Genomic DNA, 17,113 nt, shown 5'->3' on the forward strand with positions numbered 1-17,113 from the left:
CGTTCCCGGCCCGGCCCGGCCCGGCCCGGCCCGCGCCCGCCCCGCGCCCTCCCCTCCGGGGATCCCGGCCGTGATCGGGCACGGGCGGGATCCCGGGTTCCCGTACCGTCTCCCGCCCGGCCCCGCCCCGGGACCCCGTACGCGCGCCGGACGGCCGGCCCCCGTACCCGCGGCCCCCGGGCCATCCGCATCCCGTACCCGGCCCCGGGTGTCGAACGCGAGCGCGGGCGCCGGGGGCCCGTGCCTCAATCCCGCCGTGTGACCTTGCGCTCCGAGCGAACAGTTCGGGAACCGGGATGGCGTTGTCCGACCTGCGCGTTAGGGTCCATGAGTACGAGGGGCAGGGCAGCACCCGCCCCGGCTACGAAGACGCGAGACGGCGGGCAGCCGTCAGAGACGAGCAGGTGGACACGTGACGAATCTGATGCCTCAAGCCGCCGGTGAGCCGTCCCTCGGTGGCCTTGGTGACCATGTCTACAACCGGCTGCTCGGCGAGCGCATCATCTACCTCGGCCAGCAGGTCGACGACGAGATCGCGAACAAGATCACCGCGCAGATGCTGCTCCTTGCGGCCGACCCCGACAAGGACATCTACCTCTACATCAACAGCCCCGGCGGTTCGGTGACGGCCGGGATGGCGGTCTACGACACCATGCAGTTCATTCCGAACGACGTGGTGACCATCGGCATGGGCATGGCGGCCTCGATGGGCCAGTTCCTGCTCACCGGAGGCGCCTCCGGCAAGCGCTTCGCCCTGCCGAACACCGACATCCTCATGCACCAGGGCTCGGCCGGTCTCGGCGGCACCGCCTCCGACATCAAGATCCAGGCCGAGTACCTGCTGCGTACGAAGCAGCGCATGGCGCAGATCACCGCCCACCACTCGGGCCAGACCGTGGAGACGATCATCCGCGACGGCGACCGCGACCGCTGGTTCACGGCGGAGGAGGCCAAGGAGTACGGCCTCATCGACGACATCATGTCGTCCGCCTCGAACGTCCCGGGCGGCGGCGGCACCGGCGCCTGAGCCCTCACGGCTCCCACCCAGCCAATCCAGCCCGCGCGACGCCCGCGAAACGCTACGCGCAACGCCTCCAGGACGGTGAACACCCATATGAGCAACTTCTCCGCCAGCGGCCTCTACACCGGCCCGCAGCCGGACAACCGCTATGTCGTCCCCCGCTTCGTCGAGCGCACATCCCAGGGGGTGCGCGAGTACGACCCGTACGCGAAGCTCTTCGAGGAGCGCATCATCTTCCTCGGTGTGCAGATCGACGACGCCTCCGCCAACGACGTCATGGCGCAGCTGCTGTGCCTGGAGTCGATGGACCCGGACCGCGACATCTCCATCTACATCAACAGCCCCGGCGGCTCCTTCACCGCGCTGACGGCCATCTACGACACGATGCAGTTCGTCAAGCCCGACATCCAGACGGTCTGCATGGGCCAGGCGGCCTCCGCCGCGGCCGTGCTGCTCGCCGCCGGCACCCCCGGCAAGCGGATGGCCCTGCCGCACACCCGGGTCCTGATCCACCAGCCGTCCACGCAGACCGGCCGTGAGCAGCTCTCCGACCTGGAGATCGCGGCCAAGGAGATCCTGCGGATGCGCGAGCAACTGGAGGAGATGCTGGCCAAGCACTCCACCACGCCGCTGGAGCAGGTCCGCGACGACATCGAGCGCGACAAGATCCTGACCGCCGAAGAGGCACTGGCGTACGGTCTCGTCGACCAGATCGTCTCCACCCGCAAGACCACGGCGGCTGCCGCCGCCTGACCCGGTGCTTCACTCTTGGCGCGGTACACGACAATGTGAACCGCGCCAAGGGGGGCCCGAACGAGGGTCCCGGCAAGGTACCGTCGGATATGAGGCACCAGGAGCAGGCTGAACCAAGCCGCTCCCAGGCGAAGGGGAAGCACCTCGTGGCACGCATCGGTGACGGCGGCGATCTGCTCAAGTGCTCGTTCTGCGGGAAGAGCCAGAAGCAGGTGAAGAAGCTCATCGCAGGCCCCGGTGTGTACATCTGCGACGAGTGCATCGAACTCTGTAACGAGATCATCGAGGAGGAGCTGGCCGAGTCCTCCGAGGTGCGGTGGGAGGAACTGCCCAAGCCGCGTGAGATCTACGAGTTCCTCGAGGGCTATGTCGTCGGGCAGGAGCCCGCGAAGAAAGCCCTCTCCGTCGCGGTCTACAACCACTACAAGCGCGTCCAGGCCGGCGAGACCGGCGGGGCGCAGGGCCGGGACGACGCCATCGAGCTGGCGAAGTCCAACATCCTCCTCCTCGGGCCCACGGGCTCCGGCAAGACGCTGCTGGCCCAGACCCTCGCCCGTATGCTCAACGTCCCGTTCGCGATCGCCGATGCCACGGCGCTCACCGAGGCGGGTTACGTCGGCGAGGACGTCGAGAACATTCTGCTGAAGCTGATTCAGGCGGCCGACTACGACGTCAAGAAGGCCGAGACCGGGATCATCTACATCGACGAGATCGACAAGGTCGCCCGCAAGAGCGAGAACCCCTCGATCACCCGGGATGTGAGCGGCGAGGGTGTCCAGCAGGCGCTGCTGAAGATCCTGGAGGGCACCACCGCGTCCGTACCGCCGCAGGGCGGACGCAAGCATCCGCACCAGGAGTTCATCCAGATCGACACCACGAATGTGCTGTTCATCGTGGGCGGTGCCTTCGCCGGCCTGGAGAAGATCATCGAGTCGCGGTCGGGAGCCAAGGGCATCGGCTTCGGCGCGACGATCCGTTCCAAGCGGGAGATCGAGGCGAGCGACCAGTTCCAGGAGGTCATGCCCGAGGACCTGGTGAAGTTCGGGATGATCCCCGAGTTCATCGGCCGGCTGCCCGTCATCACCTCCGTGCACAACCTGGACCGCGAAGCGCTGCTGAAGATTCTCGTCGAGCCCCGCAACGCGCTGGTGAAGCAGTACCAGCGTCTCTTCGAACTCGACGGTGTGGAGCTGGACTTCGACCGTCCGGCGCTGGAGGCCATCGCCGACCAGGCGATCCTGCGCGGCACGGGCGCGCGGGGCCTGCGGGCCATCATGGAGGAGGTCCTCCAGTCGGTGATGTACGAGGTGCCGTCCCGCAAGGACGTCGCCCGGGTCGTGATCACGGCGGACGTGGTGCGCGACAACGTCAACCCGACGCTGGTGCCGAGGATCGTGAAGAACGACGGCCGCCACGAGAAGTCGGCGTAGCGGCGCACGGTACGACACCTGTACGTCACAAGGGGCGCCCCACCGGACCATCCGGTGGGGCGCCCCTTGTGTGCCGTACGACTTCCGGCGGACGGCGGGCTCCGCGCGGAGAGCAGCGGTGAGGCCGCCTCCCGCGGCGGGCACGCCGGAGCGGGCGGTCACCGGCCCGGCGCGAGACATCACGCGGGCCGTCGGACTCCGCAGGCGCCTTCTTCGCCTCGCGACCCCCCGGGTGCGGCGAGGCGCGGTCAGACCTTGGTACGCGAGGTCTTGTAGACCTTGGCCGTGAGATCGGCGGCCTCGCTCTGCGGCATGGCCTCGCCCTTGCCGGTCATCATGGTGGCCATGTCCATCGACATCACCACGGCCACGGTGCTGTAGTCGGCCCAGACGCACATGGGAATCTCGAACGCCTTGGCGCCGGGCGCCGACGCCTTCGTGGGCGTGAACTTGGCGTTCTGGCACTTCATCAGCGCGCCCTCGAAGCCGGACGGGGTGAACGCCTTGGGGCTGCCGATCAGTTTGACGTCCACCTCGGAGTCGGTGTCCTTCTTGGCGGTCTGGAAGAACTCGTCCACGGCCTTACCCGGGTCTTCGACCTCGCCCCAGAGTCCGCTGACCACGAGCATCTTGCCCGTCAGCGGATCGTCACCGGACCGGTAGGTGGCGCCGACCTGGGTGGGGTCCTTGATCCCCATGGCGGCCGCGTCCTTCTTTTCCTTGTCGGACATGGGCTCCGACTTGTCGTCGCCCGCCTTCTTGTAGTCGTCGACGGCCGCCGCGGGGGTGAGCTTGTAGCCCCTGGTGGCGTCCGAGACATCGCTGCCGGAGCCTCCGTCGTCCTTGCCCAGCAGGAAGTACGCGCCTCCGGCGATCACCGCGAGCGCGACGACGGCCGCGCCGATGATCAGACCGGTCTTCTTCTTCCCCCCGGCCGGCGGGGGCGGGACCTGGCCGGAGTGGTCCGGCTGCTGTCCGTACGGGCCCGGCTGCTGCGGCTGGCCCCACTGGCCCTGCCCCTGCTGCGGCGGGACCCCCGGGGGAGGCTGCTGCGGATAGCCGTAACCCGGCTGCCCGTCCTGCGGCGGCTGTCCGTACGGGCCCGGCTGAGGGCTCTGCTGCGGGTAGCCGTAACCCGGCTGCTGCGGGTCCTGCTGCGGGTAGCCGTAACCCGGCTGCTGGGGATCCTGCTGCGGGTAGCCGGATCCGGGCTGAGGGGCCCCCGGCTGCTGGCCGTAGGGCCCCGGCTGTCCGTACGGTCCGGGCTGCTGGGGCTGGCCGCCGTATGGGCCCGGCTGGTTGTGACTCATCTCCGAGGTCCCCCTCCAAACACTTATATGGCCCTGACATCCTGACTTACCCGCCCTCAAAGCGGGGCGACGGGGGTCACACCGTTACGGAACATTCCCGTTTCAGTACGCCCCTGAGACACCCCTAAACTGAGCCCCGTGACCGAGAACACTCAGCAGCAGCCAGCCAGCAACCCCGAACTGCCGACCCAGTACGCGCCGGCCCAGGTAGAGGGGAAGCTGTACGAGCGCTGGGTAGAACGCGGTTACTTCGAGGCGGACGCCAAGAGCGAGAAGCCGGCGTACACGATCGTCATTCCGCCGCCCAATGTCACCGGCGCCCTCCACCTGGGGCATGCGTTCCAGGTGACGCTGATGGACGCCCTCACCCGGCGCAAGCGCATGCAGGGCTTCGAGACCCTGTGGCTCCCCGGAATGGACCACGCGGGCATCGCCACCCAGAACAAGGTGGAGCAGCAGCTCGCCGAGGAGGGCAAGTCCCGCCACGACCTCGGCCGTGAGGCGTTCACCGAGCGCGTCTGGCAGTGGAAGGAGGAGTACGGCGGCCGGATCCTCGGCCAGCTCCGCCGCCTCGGCGCCGGACTCGACTGGAGCCGTGAGCGCTTCACCATGGACGAGGGCCTCTCCCGGGCCGTCCAGACGATCTTCAAGAAGCTCTACGACGACGAGCTGATCTACCGCGCCGAGCGCATCATCAACTGGTGTCCCCGCTGTCTCACCGCGATCTCCGACATCGAGGTCGAGTACCAGGAGGACAGCGGCGAGCTGGTCTCGCTGAAGTACGGCGAGGGCGACGAGACGGTCGTCGTCGCCACCACCCGGGTCGAGACGATGCTCGGCGACACCGCCGTCGCCGTCCACCCCGACGACCCGCGCTATGCCCACCTCATCGGCAAGCGCATCAAGCTCCCGCTGACCGACCGGACCATCCCGGTCGTCGCGGACACCCATGTGGACCCCGAGTTCGGCACCGGCGCGGTCAAGGTGACCCCCGCCCACGACCCGAACGACTTCGCCATCGGCCAGCGCCACGGCCTGGAGTCCCTGACGATCATGGACGAGCGGGCCGTGATCACGGTCCCCGGTCCGTTCCAGGGCCTGGACCGCTTCGAGGCGCGTTCCGCGATCGTCGCCGCCCTGCGCGAGCAGGGCCGGATCGTCGCCGAGAAGCGCCCCTACGTCCACTCCGTCGGCCACTGCTCCCGCTGCAAGACCACCATCGAGCCGCGCCTGTCCCTCCAGTGGTGGGTCAAGGTCGGCCCGCTCGCCCAGGCCGCCGGTGACGCCGTCCGCGACGGCCGGGTCGCCATCCACCCCGCGGACATGTCGAAGCGCTACTTCGACTGGGTCGACAACATGTACGACTGGTGCATCTCGCGCCAGCTGTGGTGGGGCCACCGCATCCCGGTCTGGTACGGCCCGAACGGCGAGATGGTCTGCGTCGGCCCCGACGAGCAGCCGCCCGCCGGCGAGGGCTGGACCCAGGACCCGGACGTCCTCGACACCTGGTTCTCCTCCGGGCTGTGGCCCTTCTCCACCCTCGGCTGGCCGGAGCGGACCCCGGACCTGGAGAAGTTCTACGCCACCGACGTCCTGCTCACCGGCCACGACATCATCTTCTTCTGGGTCGCCCGGATGATGATGTTCGGTCTCTACGCCATGGACGGCGAGGCGCCCTTCCACACCGTCGCGCTCACCGGACTCGTCCGGGACGAGACGGGCAAGAAGATGTCCAAGTCCAACCCCAATTCGGTGGACCCCCTGGACTGGATGGACGCGTACGGCTCCGACGCCGTCCGCTTCACCCTCGCCAAGGGCGCCAACCCGGGCGCGGACGTCCCGATCGGCGAGGACTGGGTCCAGGCATCCCGCAACTTCGCCAACAAGATCTGGAACGCGACCCGGTTCGCGCTGATGAACGGCGCGACCGTCGAGGGCGAACTGCCGCCCGCCGAGCGGCTGTCGGCGGCGGACCGCTGGATCCTGTCCCGGCTGAACAAGACCGTGGCCGAGGTCGACGCGTACTACGACGACTACCAGTTCGCCAAGCTGTCGGACGCGCTCTACCACTTCGCGTGGGACGAGGTCTTCGACTGGTACGTCGAGCTGTCCAAGACGACGTACTTCGAAGGCGGCGAGCAGGCGAAGGTCTCGGCGCGGGTCCTCGGTGAGGTCCTGGACGTCACCCTGCGGCTGCTGCACCCGGTGGTGCCCTTCGTCACCGAGACGCTGTGGACCACGCTCACCGGCGGTGAGTCCCTGGTGATCGCCGACTGGCCCGGGGACAGCGGCTTCCGCGACGAGGCCGCGGAGAAGGAGATCGAGCTTGTCCAGCGCGTGGTCACCGAGGTCCGGCGCTTCCGCTCCGACCAGGGGCTCCAGCCGGGCCAGAAGGTCCCGGCGCGGCTCGACCTCGCCGGTACGGCCCTGGCGCCGCACGAGCCCGCGATCCGTCAGCTGCTGCGCCTCCAGCCGGAGGGGGAGGGCTTCAGCGCCACGGCCACGCTTCCGGTCGCCGGTGCGACGGTGGCGCTCGACCTGTCCGGCGTGATCGACGTGGGCGCGGAGCGCAAGCGGCTCGCCAAGGATCTGGCGGCGGCGGAGAAGGAGAAGGCGCAGGCGGGGGCGAAGCTCGGGAACGAGGCGTTCCTGGCGAAGGCGCCGGAGCAGGTGGTCGGGAAGATCCGTCAGCGGCTCGCGCACGCGGAGGAGGAGATCGCGCGGATCAGCGCGCAGCTGGAGGCGCTGCCGGTGCGGTGAGGGGCGGCCGGGGGGCCGCGGCTTGGGGGTGGTCCACGGGGTGGGGCCGGGTCCCACTGGCGTGGGGGGCCTGGGCCGCCGGTTCCTTGCGGTTGCCTGGTTCGTGGGTGTCGGGTCCTTGTCGGTGGGCTCTGCCCCCGGGCCCCTGCGCCTCAATCGCCGGCGGGGCTGGTTTTTGTGCGGCTGTGTTGTCGGGTCCGGGCTTTTGGGGTGCCGGGGTTCCCCTTGGGGCTGCCTGGTCCGCGGGTGTCCGGTCCTTGTCGGTGGGCTCTGCCCCCCGAGCCCCCCCGCGCCTCAATCGCCGGCGGGGCTGGATCTGGTGCGGCTGTGTTGGTGAAGCCCCGTCGGTGGGTTCCGGGCTGCGGGACTTCCGTGCCTTGACCGGCGGCGAGGCGGAGTTTGGGTGACCCGGCGGGTGGGGTGGGGGTGGGGGCGTTGATGATGGGGGGATGCTTGCGCCCGTCACGTATGCCGTCCGCCGTATCAGTGCGGCGACCCGTCGGCATACGCGGCGCTGGGCGACCTCCCCCCGGGCCCTCGATGTGATCACCGCGCTGAGCTGCTTCTCGTTGATGGTGCTCGATGTGCCGGGGCTCGCGCAGGGGGACAACTCGCTCACCGGGCTGACCGCCACCCTCGTCCTGGCGGCGGGCGCGGCCACCCTGGTGGTGCGCAGGCGGCTGCCGTGGCTGCCCTATCTGGTCGCGCTGGTGCTGCTGGGCTGGCTGCACGAGCTGACGCTCATCCAGTTCGCGCTGTACTCGCTGGGACGGTTCCGGGGGCGCTGGGCGGGCACCGTCGCCACCGTGGGCTATATCGCCGTGGCGTACGCGCTCTTCAATCTGCCGGGGTGGCCGGAGCACCAGGCGGGCACGCTCAGCGAGTTCCTGGGCCTGGTCGTTCCGATCGGTGTGCTCGCGTCGGGCGTCGGTATCGCCGCGTACCGGCAGGACCTCGTACGGGAGCTGGAGGCCCAGCGCGCGGAGACGGCCGCGCTCCAGGCCGTACAGGACGAGCGGACGTCCGTCGCGCGTGATGTGCACGATCTCGTCGGGCGGGAGCTGACGGTGCTCGCGGTCCGGGCGGAGGTGCTGTCCGTGCGGGCGCGGGGCACCGCCCACCACAAGGACTTCGAGGAGCTGGCGGACACCGCCCGCCGCGCGCATCTGATGCTCAACGACACGATCGTCCACCGCGCGGACGAACGCACCGCGACCCCCGGTCTGGAGGGGCTGCCCGCCCTCGCACGGGAGAGTGAACGTATGGGAAGCCCGGTGACGCTGGAGATCAGCGAGGCGGCCCGGGGGCTCTCCCCGCTCCGGCAGACGGCGGTGTACCGGGTCGTCCAGGAGTGTCTGACGAACGCGGCGAAGCACGCGCCGGGGGAGCGGGTGGCGGTCTCCATCGGGCTGGACACCGGGCGGCTGCGCGTGGCGGTGGGCAATCCGCTGCCCGCGGCCGCACCGCCGACCGAGCCGGTGTCCAGCGGGACCGGCACCTTCTCCATGCGGGAGCGGGTGGAGAGCATGGGCGGCACGCTCACGGCCGGCGCGCACGAGGGGGTGTACGAGGTGGTGGCGCTGCTCCCGGCAGGCCGGCTGCCCCGGGGAGAGCCCGGCCGCCTGCCCCGATGAGAGCACGGTGAGAGAGCGTGAGCCCGCGGACGTGGGGCAAGGCCCGGACTTTAGACTGGAGCCGTGAGTGAACACCCCGCCGGCGATCCCGTCGAGCCGAACGAGCCCGACCTCTTCGACGAGATCGTCGACGCCGAGACCGACCGTGACCCCGACCTGGCGGTGATCGAGGCCGGCAGCCGTACGCTGCGGGCCCAGGCCGGACCGCCCCGGCCCGGCACCGCGCCCGCCCGCCCGGCCGACCCCGAGGTCGCCGAGGCGCTGCGCGCGGTCGAGGCCGATCTGGCGACCCGCTGGGGTGAGACCAAGCTGGAGCCCTCGGTCACCCGGATCGCCGCGCTGATGGACGTGCTGGGCCAGCCCCAGCGCGCATACCCCTCGATCCACATCACCGGCACCAACGGCAAGACGTCCACGGCCCGCATGATCGAGGCCCTGCTCTCGGCGTTCGACCTGCGCACCGGCCGGTACACCTCGCCGCATGTGCAGTCGATCACCGAGCGGATCAGCCTGGACGGCGTCCCGGTCGAGGCCGGGCGGTTCGTCGAGACGTACGAGGACATCAAGCCGTACGTGGAGATGGTGGACGCGGCCCAGGAGTTCCGGCTCTCGTTCTTCGAGGTGCTGACGGGCATGGCGTACGCGGCCTTCGCGGACGCGCCCGTGGACGCGGCGGTGGTCGAGGTCGGCATGGGCGGCGCGTGGGACGCGACCAATGTCATCGACGCCTCCGTGGCCGTGGTCACCCCCATCGACCTGGACCACACCGACCGGCTCGGCACCACGCCCGCGGAGATCGCGCTGGAGAAGGCCGGGATCGTCAAGCAGGGCGCGACGGTCATCCTGGCGCAGCAGCCGGTGGACGCCGCGCAGGTCATGCTGAAGAAGGCCGTCGAGGTCGACGCGACGGTGGCCCGGGAGGGCATGGAGTTCGGCATCGTCTCCCGGGAGGTCGCCGTCGGAGGCCAGATGCTGACCCTGCGCGGACTCGGCGGGGAGTACGAGGACATCTTCCTCCCGCTGTACGGGGCCCACCAGGCGCACAACGCGGCGGTGGCGCTGGCGGCGGTCGAGGCGTTCTTCGGTGTGGGCGCGGAGCACGCGCGCACCCTGGACACGGAGACGATCCGCAAGGCGTTCGCGGCGGTGACCACGCCCGGACGGCTGGAGGTGGTGCGCCGCAGCCCCACGGTGGTGCTGGACGCCGCCCACAATCCGGCGGGCGCGCGGGCGACGGCCGAGGCGGTCACCGAGGCGTTCGGCTTCTCGCGGCTGATCGGAGTAGTCGGCTCCAGCGAGGACAAGGACGTCAGAGGGCTGCTCGAAGCCTTCGAGCCGGTCTTCGCCGAGGTCGTCGTGACCCGGAACTCCACCCATCGCGCCATGGACGCGGACGCGCTGGCCGCGATCGCGGTGGAGGTCTTCGGCGACGAGCGCGTGGTCGTCGAGCCACGGATGGACGAGGCTCTGGAGGCGGCGGTGACGCTCGCCGAGGAGGAGGCCGAGTACGCGGGCGCGGGTGTGCTGGTGACCGGCTCGGTGTTCACGGTCGGCGAGGCCCGGCTGCTGCTGGGAAGGGGCTGAGGACATGCGTATGCTCTGCGCGTCGACGCTGATCGGCGAGTTCTTCGTGATCGGGTTCGCCGGACTCGTCGCCATGAAGAGCGACGATCTGTCGATGACGACCGTGTGGACCGTCTGCGGTGTCGGGATGCTGCTGTCGGTCCTGCTGAGCGGGATGGTCACCCGGCCCGGCGGTGTCCAGCTCGGCTGGGCCCTCCAGATCGGCCTGGTCCTGAGCGGCTTCGTCGTCCCGATGATGTTCGTCCTGGGCGTGTGCTTCGCGGGCCTGTGGTGGGCGTCGGTCCACTACGGACGCAAGATCGACGAGGTGAAGGCGCGATGGGCCGCCCAGGGCGAGGCCCAGCCCGGGGCCTAGCGTCCCGCCCGTCCCCCCGGAAGGGGCGCGCCCGCCTCCGGACCGGTCCCGGCGCGGGGACGGGCGCGGTCCGGACCGCGCGGGGCCGGCTCTTCCTGCCGCCCGGCTGCCCGCCGCCCCCGGCCCCTGACCGGTGATCAGTTCCGGGTGCCGCCGTGCCCCCGCCCCCTGTAGCCTCACACATCCGCACCCGAATGCCGCAAGGAGCCGCACACCATGACCCAGCGCACCCTCGTCCTCCTGAAGCCCGACTGCGTCCGCCGTAAGCTCGTCGGCGAGATCATCGGCCGCATCGAGGCCAAGGCGGGCTGGACCGTTTCCGCTCTGGAACTGCGCCGGCTCGACCGTGAGACCCTGGAGCAGCACTACGCCGAGCACATCGGCAGGGACTTCTACGAGCCGCTGGTCGACTTCATGCTCTCCGGACCCGTGGTCGCGCTCGTCGTCGAGGGCGAGCGGGTCATCGAGGGCGTACGCCGGCTGGCCGGGCCGACCGATCCGATCGCCGCGCAGCCCGGCTCCATCCGTGGCGATTTCGGTACGGTCGTCCGGGAGAACCTGATCCACGCGTCGGACTCCGAGGAGTCCGCCATTCGGGAACTGAAGATCTTCTTCCCCGGTCTTTCCTGACCGTACGTCAGCCATACAGCGCTCACGACCTGGGGCGACCGAAGGAATTCGGTCGCCTTTTTGGTATATGCGAGAACTTTTCGGGAACGCATCGCAGCGACACCTCGTCACCTATACAGAGGTGGACCACCGCGCCGTGTCGGTAGAGGCGGCACTACGATGGAAGCCTCTACGCCACAGCATCCACCACCTCGCCATCCTGAAAAGCAGTCAGAGCTCGATTTGGGAAGGCCAGACGCATCCTCATGGGGAACAACATGTCGTTCATCGGCCGTGACATGGCTGTCGACCTCGGGACCGCCAACACGCTGGTGTACGTCAGAGGCCGGGGAATCGTTCTCAACGAGCCGTCCGTCGTCGCCATCAACACCAACACGGGCGGCATTCTCGCGGTCGGCTCAGAGGCGAAGAAGATGATCGGCCGGACGCCCGGGAACATCGTGGCCGTCCGGCCGCTGAAGGACGGCGTCATCGCCGACTTCGAGATCACCGAGCGGATGCTCCGCTACTTCATCCTGAAGATCCACAAGCGCCGCTACCTCGCCCGTCCGCGTGTCGTCGTCTGTGTGCCCTCGGGCATCACGGGCGTCGAGCGCCGCGCGGTCATCGAGGCGTCGACGCAGGCGGGCGCCCGGCAGGTGCACATCATCGAGGAGCCGATGGCCGCGGCCATCGGCTCCGGACTCCCGGTCCATGAAGCCACCGGCAATATGGTCGTCGATATCGGTGGCGGCACCACCGAGGTCGCCGTCATCTCCCTCGGCGGAATCGTGACGGCGCAGTCCATCCGCGTCGCGGGTGATGAACTGGACAACGCGATCATTCAGCACATCAAGAAGGAATACTCGCTCCTTCTCGGTGAGCGGACCGCCGAAAACATCAAGATCACGATCGGTTCCGCGTACGACATGGACAAGGACGAGCACACCGAGATCCGCGGCCGTGACCTTGTGTCGGGACTGCCGAAGACCGTGGTGATCTCGGCCGCCGAAGTCCGCAAGGCGATCGAGGAACCGGTCAACTCGATCGTCGACGCCGTCAAGACCACTCTCGACAAGTGCCCGCCCGAGCTGTCGGGCGACGTCATGGACCGGGGCATCGTCCTCACCGGCGGCGGCGCGCTGCTGCGCGGGCTCGACGAACGGCTCCGCCGTGAGACCGGTATGCCGATCCATATCGCCGAGGACCCGCTGGACTCGGTGGCGCTCGGCTCCGGCAAGTGCGTGGAGGAGTTCGAGGCGCTCCAGCAGGTCCTGGACGCCCAGCCCCGCCGATAGCGCCGTGACCGCACGGGTGCGATGACCGCGCCCGTGCGGTGGCACGGCCGGGCCGGGCTCCGCCGGACGCCCACGGGGTTCGCCCCGGTGGGCGGGGCCGGGGTCGGACGGGTTCCCGGGAGCGGCGCGCCCGGCGGGTGTGCCGTACGCGGGAGGGGGAAGGCGATCGTGCTCCGGGGTCCTACGGCTCCGGGGAACCGGGGCCCGGGGGGTTGCACGGGGAACCCCTGTACGGGTGCCTGCCAACCCGTACAGCCGATCGTTGATATACAGACATCGACATTCCTACGAGGAAGGCACGGCCGCCGCACGTGAGGGACACACGAGAGAGCCGGCTGCTCCTGGTGCTGCTGATCGCCATCGCGTTCGCTTTGATCACGGTGGACATCCGCGGGGGCGAGGACTCACCGGTCGACGGCGCCCGGCAGGCCGCCGCCACCGTCTTCGGGCCGATCGAGGACGGTGTCGCGACCGCCGTGAACCCGGTCGGCAACGCCATAGGCGCCGTGCGGGACTCCGGCGAGCGCCATGACCGCATCAGCGCCCTGGAGCGGGAGAACGCGGCGCTGAAGGCCCGGCTCGGCAGCGACGACCGCAACCGCAGCCGCGCCCGCGAGCTGGACAAGATGCTGAAGACGGCCGGTGCCGGGCAGTACGGCATCAAGGGCGCGGAGGTCATCGCCATAGGAGCGGCCCAGGGTTTCTCCTGGACCGTGACCATCGACGTGGGCTCGCGTGACGGCATCAAGCGGGACATGACCGTCCTCAACGGCGACGGACTCGTCGGCCGGGTCACCACCGTCGGCCCGGGCACCGCGACCGTACTGCTCGCCAACGACCCGGACTTCACCGTCGGCACCCGGATGGAGAAGACCGACGAGCTGGGCTTCGCCACCGGCCAGGGCGACCGCCCGCTCTCCGTCCAGCTGCTCAACGGCAAGTCCAAGGTGAAGAAGGGCGACCGGCTGGTCACCTTCGGCTCCCAGGCCGCCAGGCCGTTCGTGCCCGGTGTCCCCATCGGCGAGGTCGTCCGCGTCGACCCCTCCGGCGGCGATCTGACCCGCACGATCTACGTCAGGCCGTATGTCGGCTTCACCAAGCTCGACATCGTCGGTGTGGTCGTCGAGGCGCCCCGGACGGACCCGCGCGACACGGTCCTGCCGCCCAAGCCCGCCCCGCCCAAGACCAAGCCCACACCGACCGTGACCGTCACGGTCACCCCCTCTTCCGGCGGCGCCGACGTCCAGGGGCGGAGCGAGAGCCGGGACGGCGTCCAGGGCGACGACCCGGGCGTGGCGTCCGGCGACCCGAGCACCCCGCCGGACGACACCCCGAGCGACGGAGGCCAGGGCCGGAGCACCCCCGGCACCACCGGCCCGAACGACCAGCGGTAGGAGCCCACCGTCATGCGCGTCAACCGGATGCTTCTCTCCTCGGCCCTCGTCGTGGTCGCCCTCGTCGTCCAGGTCTCCGTCCTCGCCCGCCTCCAGCTCCCCGGCGCCGTCCCCGATCTGGTGCTGCTCACCGTGCTCGGACTCGCCATGGTGTACGGGCATCTGGCGGGCGCCTTCATCGGCTTCGGCGCGGGCCTGCTCGCCGATCTCGCGCCGCCCGCCGATCACGCGGCCGGCCGCTACGCCCTCGTCCTGTGTGTGATCGGCTATCTCGCGGGCCTGGCCCGCCCGGAGAACGGCCGGCTCAGGTCCGCCACCGGGCCCATGCTCGTGGTCGTCGCCGCGGCCATCGGCTCCACGCTGCTGTACGCGGGCGTGGGAGCCCTCGTCGGGGACACCGCCGCCCGACATGTCGGCCTCGGCAGCCTGCTGTTCACGGCCGTCGTCTACGATCTGCTGCTCGCGCCGTTCACCGTGCCGTTCATCATGGCGCTCGCCCGCCGCACCGACAACGACCCCCTCGCCGAGAGCCGGGACGGCGGTGGCGGCGACGTCGCGTCCGGCTGGCTCGCCTCCGGCACCGGGCTGCGGATCGGCGGCCAGCGCGGGGGACTGCGCGCCAAGGCCGCGCGCGGCAGAGCGGCACGGGCCGGCCGCATCAAGGGCGTCAAGCGACTGTGACCGCGGGAGGGGCACGCACACCATGAGCAATATCCCCGAGACCGGGCGGACCCCCCGGGTCCAGATCCGGCTCGTCGTCATCCAGGTACTGGTCTTCTCCCTGCTCCTCACCCTCGGCGGCCGCCTCTGGTACCTCCAGATCCGCAACGGCCAGGAGTACACCGACGAGGCCAAGAACAACGGGGTCCAGCGGGTCGTCCAGCCCGCCGTCCGCGGCTCCATCCTCGACGCCCGGGGCATCCCGCTCGCCGACAACGAGACCCGGCTGGTCGTCTCCGCATCCCGGACCGAGCTGATGAAGATGAAGGACGACGGCAAAGGCGTTCTCACCCGTCTCGCCGGAGTCCTCGGCATGAAGCCGCAGGACGTCATCGGCAAGGTCAGGCTCTGCGACGCCAAGACCCCCCAGCCCTGCTGGAACGGCTCGCCCTACCAGCCGATCCCCGTCACCGACGAGGCCACCACCCAGCAGGCGCTCCAGATCCGCGAGCGCGCCGAGGACTTCCCCGGCATCACCGCCGAGCCCACCGCCGTACGCCGCTACACCGCGCCCGGCAAGGCCAACACCGCCCAGGTCCTCGGCTATCTCTCGCCCGTTACCGACGACGAGATCGAGAAGGCCAAGGACTCCGACTCGCCCTACCTCCGCTCCGACCAGGTCGGACGCTCCGGCATCGAACGCACCTACGACAAGGCCCTGCGCGGCAAGGCGGGAGTCACCCGCTACGAGGTCGACAACCTCGGCCGGGTCATCGGCGAGGCCGACCGCGACGAGGCCCAGCCCGGCGCCAATCTCGTCACCTCCATCGACGCCCGCGTCCAGGCGGTCGCCGAGTACGAGCTGAACCAGGCGATGAAGGCCGCCCGCAAGGAGTTCGACCGCAACACCCGGGAGAACTACAAGGCCGACGCGGGCGCCGTCGTGGTGATGGAGAACAAGACCGGGCGGGTCGTGTCGATGGCCTCCCAGCCGACGTACGACCCCAACGCCTGGGTCGGGGGGATCTCCGCCAAGGACTACGCGAAGCTGACCGGCAAGGACTCCAACTATCCGCTGCTGAACCGGGCGATCCAGGGCCAGGCCGCGCCCGGCTCGATCTTCAAGGTCGTCTCGTCGGCCGCCGCGGTCAAGGCCGGATACGAGTTCAACGGCAACTACCCCTGCCCCTCCTCGCTCTCCTTCGGCGGCCGGGAGTTCAAGAACTTCGAGTCCAGGGGGTACGGCTCCATCAGCCTCGGCCGCGCCCTGGAGGTCTCCTGCGACACCGTCTACTACGGACTCGCCTACAACGAGTGGCAGAAGGACGGCGGCACCAAGCCCAAGAAGAAGGCGAAGGACTGGTTCTACCGGACCGCGCACCAGTTCGGCCTCGGCAAGGAGACCGGTATCGACCTCCCCAACGAGGTCAAGGGCCGCGTCCCCGACCGCCAGTGGAAGCAGGACTTCTGGAAGGCCAACAAGGACGGCTGGTGCAAGCAGGGCAAGAAGGGCGGCGACTACGTCGAGCAGATCGCCTACGAGAACTGCCTCGAAGGCAATCTGATGCGCGCGGGTGACTCCGTGAACTACTCCATCGGCCAGGGCGACATCCTCGTCACCCCGATCCAGATGGCGACGGTCTACGCGGCCATCGCCAACGGCGGCACGCTCTACAACCCCACCATCGGCAAGGCGATCGTCAGCCCCGACGGCCGGAGCGTCCAGGAGATCAAGCCGGCGTCGCACGGCAGGCTCCCCATGGACAACAGGACCAGGAACCAGATAAACGACGCCCTCGCGGGAGTCGTGACCACCGGATCGGCCGCCTGGCGCTTCAACGGCTGGCCCCACGACAAGATCCCGATGCACGCCAAGACGGGTACCGCCGAGGTCTTCGGCAAGCAGACGACCTCATGGTTCGCCACGTACACCGACGACTACACGATCGTGATGACGATTTCCCAGGGCGGTACCGGCTCGGGCGCCTCCGGCCCGGCCGTCCGCAATATCTACGAGGCGATGTACGGGCTCGACGACAAGGGCGGACAGGACCTGAAGAAGGCGCTGCTGCCCAAGCCGCAGAAGGCCCTCCCCAAGATCCAGGCCGACGGCACCATCGACGCGCCCGCGATCCGGCCGTACCAGCCCGAGAAGGAGAAGAAGGCCGAGGACGGCACCGGACTCACGGACGGCGACCGGCAGAACCAGCCGCAGACACCGCAGCAGACCCCGGCGGGTCCCCGGCAGGACCGGCGGGACGGAAACCAGCAGCTGGCGGGCACCCCCGCGCGGAGGGACTGAGGC

General features: G+C 69.8%; 13 protein-coding genes. 12 read left to right on the forward strand and 1 reads right to left on the reverse strand.

Annotated features, from left to right (window positions below; genetic code table 11):
* Nucleotides 1-412 precede the first annotated feature (412 nt).
* The 3 genes from ACIBCM_RS23800 to clpX all read left to right on the forward strand — a co-directional run bounded on the left by ACIBCM_RS23800 (nucleotide 413) and on the right by clpX (nucleotide 3,204).
* Nucleotides 413-1,027 (forward strand): ATP-dependent Clp protease proteolytic subunit, encoded by a 615-nt coding sequence (locus tag ACIBCM_RS23800; RefSeq protein ID WP_399246322.1) that lies wholly within the window; start codon nucleotides 413-415, stop codon nucleotides 1,025-1,027.
* Between the two features lie 87 nt (nucleotides 1,028-1,114).
* Nucleotides 1,115-1,774: an ATP-dependent Clp protease proteolytic subunit gene (locus ACIBCM_RS23805; protein WP_399246324.1), complete on the forward strand. Its 660-nt coding sequence runs from the start codon at nucleotides 1,115-1,117 to the stop codon at nucleotides 1,772-1,774.
* A 146-nt stretch (nucleotides 1,775-1,920) separates the two neighbouring features.
* The gene (gene clpX / locus ACIBCM_RS23810) at nucleotides 1,921-3,204 is read left to right on the forward strand and encodes an ATP-dependent Clp protease ATP-binding subunit ClpX (RefSeq protein WP_399246326.1); all 1,284 of its coding nucleotides are present in this window, start codon (nucleotides 1,921-1,923) and stop codon (nucleotides 3,202-3,204) included.
* A 248-nt stretch (nucleotides 3,205-3,452) separates the two neighbouring features.
* Here the strand turns inward: clpX and ACIBCM_RS23815 are convergent, their stop codons facing one another.
* Complete coding sequence (locus ACIBCM_RS23815; protein WP_399246328.1) at nucleotides 3,453-4,514, reverse strand: hypothetical protein; 1,062 nt, start codon at nucleotides 4,512-4,514, stop codon at nucleotides 3,453-3,455.
* Between the two features lie 138 nt (nucleotides 4,515-4,652).
* On the opposite strand from ACIBCM_RS23815, the gene ACIBCM_RS23820 reads away from it, so the two are divergent.
* The 9 genes from ACIBCM_RS23820 (at nucleotide 4,653) to mrdA (ending at nucleotide 17,110) form a co-directional block, all read left to right on the forward strand.
* Nucleotides 4,653-7,274 (forward strand): valine--tRNA ligase, encoded by a 2,622-nt coding sequence (locus ACIBCM_RS23820; RefSeq protein ID WP_399246330.1) that lies wholly within the window; start codon nucleotides 4,653-4,655, stop codon nucleotides 7,272-7,274.
* A gap of 449 nt (nucleotides 7,275-7,723) precedes the next feature.
* A complete protein-coding gene (locus ACIBCM_RS23825) occupies nucleotides 7,724-8,908 on the forward strand; it encodes a sensor histidine kinase (RefSeq protein ID WP_399246331.1) in 1,185 nt (394 codons plus the stop codon).
* Between the two features lie 63 nt (nucleotides 8,909-8,971).
* Nucleotides 8,972-10,492: a bifunctional folylpolyglutamate synthase/dihydrofolate synthase gene (locus ACIBCM_RS23830; RefSeq protein WP_399246333.1), complete on the forward strand. Its 1,521-nt coding sequence runs from the start codon at nucleotides 8,972-8,974 to the stop codon at nucleotides 10,490-10,492.
* 4 nt (nucleotides 10,493-10,496) lie between these two features.
* The gene (locus ACIBCM_RS23835; protein ID WP_399246335.1) at nucleotides 10,497-10,847 is read left to right on the forward strand and encodes a DUF4233 domain-containing protein; all 351 of its coding nucleotides are present in this window, start codon (nucleotides 10,497-10,499) and stop codon (nucleotides 10,845-10,847) included.
* A gap of 216 nt (nucleotides 10,848-11,063) precedes the next feature.
* Nucleotides 11,064-11,477, forward strand: a complete 414-nt coding sequence (gene ndk / locus ACIBCM_RS23840; RefSeq protein ID WP_399246337.1) for a nucleoside-diphosphate kinase — start codon at nucleotides 11,064-11,066, stop codon at nucleotides 11,475-11,477.
* A gap of 257 nt (nucleotides 11,478-11,734) precedes the next feature.
* Nucleotides 11,735-12,754: a rod shape-determining protein gene (locus ACIBCM_RS23845; RefSeq protein WP_389264228.1), complete on the forward strand. Its 1,020-nt coding sequence runs from the start codon at nucleotides 11,735-11,737 to the stop codon at nucleotides 12,752-12,754.
* A gap of 311 nt (nucleotides 12,755-13,065) precedes the next feature.
* The gene (gene mreC / locus ACIBCM_RS23850) at nucleotides 13,066-14,148 is read left to right on the forward strand and encodes a rod shape-determining protein MreC (protein ID WP_399246340.1); all 1,083 of its coding nucleotides are present in this window, start codon (nucleotides 13,066-13,068) and stop codon (nucleotides 14,146-14,148) included.
* A 12-nt stretch (nucleotides 14,149-14,160) separates the two neighbouring features.
* Nucleotides 14,161-14,829 (forward strand): rod shape-determining protein MreD, encoded by a 669-nt coding sequence (gene mreD, locus ACIBCM_RS23855; RefSeq protein WP_399246342.1) that lies wholly within the window; start codon nucleotides 14,161-14,163, stop codon nucleotides 14,827-14,829.
* Between the two features lie 22 nt (nucleotides 14,830-14,851).
* Nucleotides 14,852-17,110, forward strand: a complete 2,259-nt coding sequence (gene mrdA, locus ACIBCM_RS23860) for a penicillin-binding protein 2 (RefSeq protein ID WP_399246344.1) — start codon at nucleotides 14,852-14,854, stop codon at nucleotides 17,108-17,110.
* Nucleotides 17,111-17,113 lie beyond the last annotated feature (3 nt).

The sequence above is a fragment of the Streptomyces sp. NPDC051018 genome (assembly GCF_044456085.1).
Classification (GTDB): Bacteria; Actinomycetota; Actinomycetes; order Streptomycetales; family Streptomycetaceae; genus Streptomyces.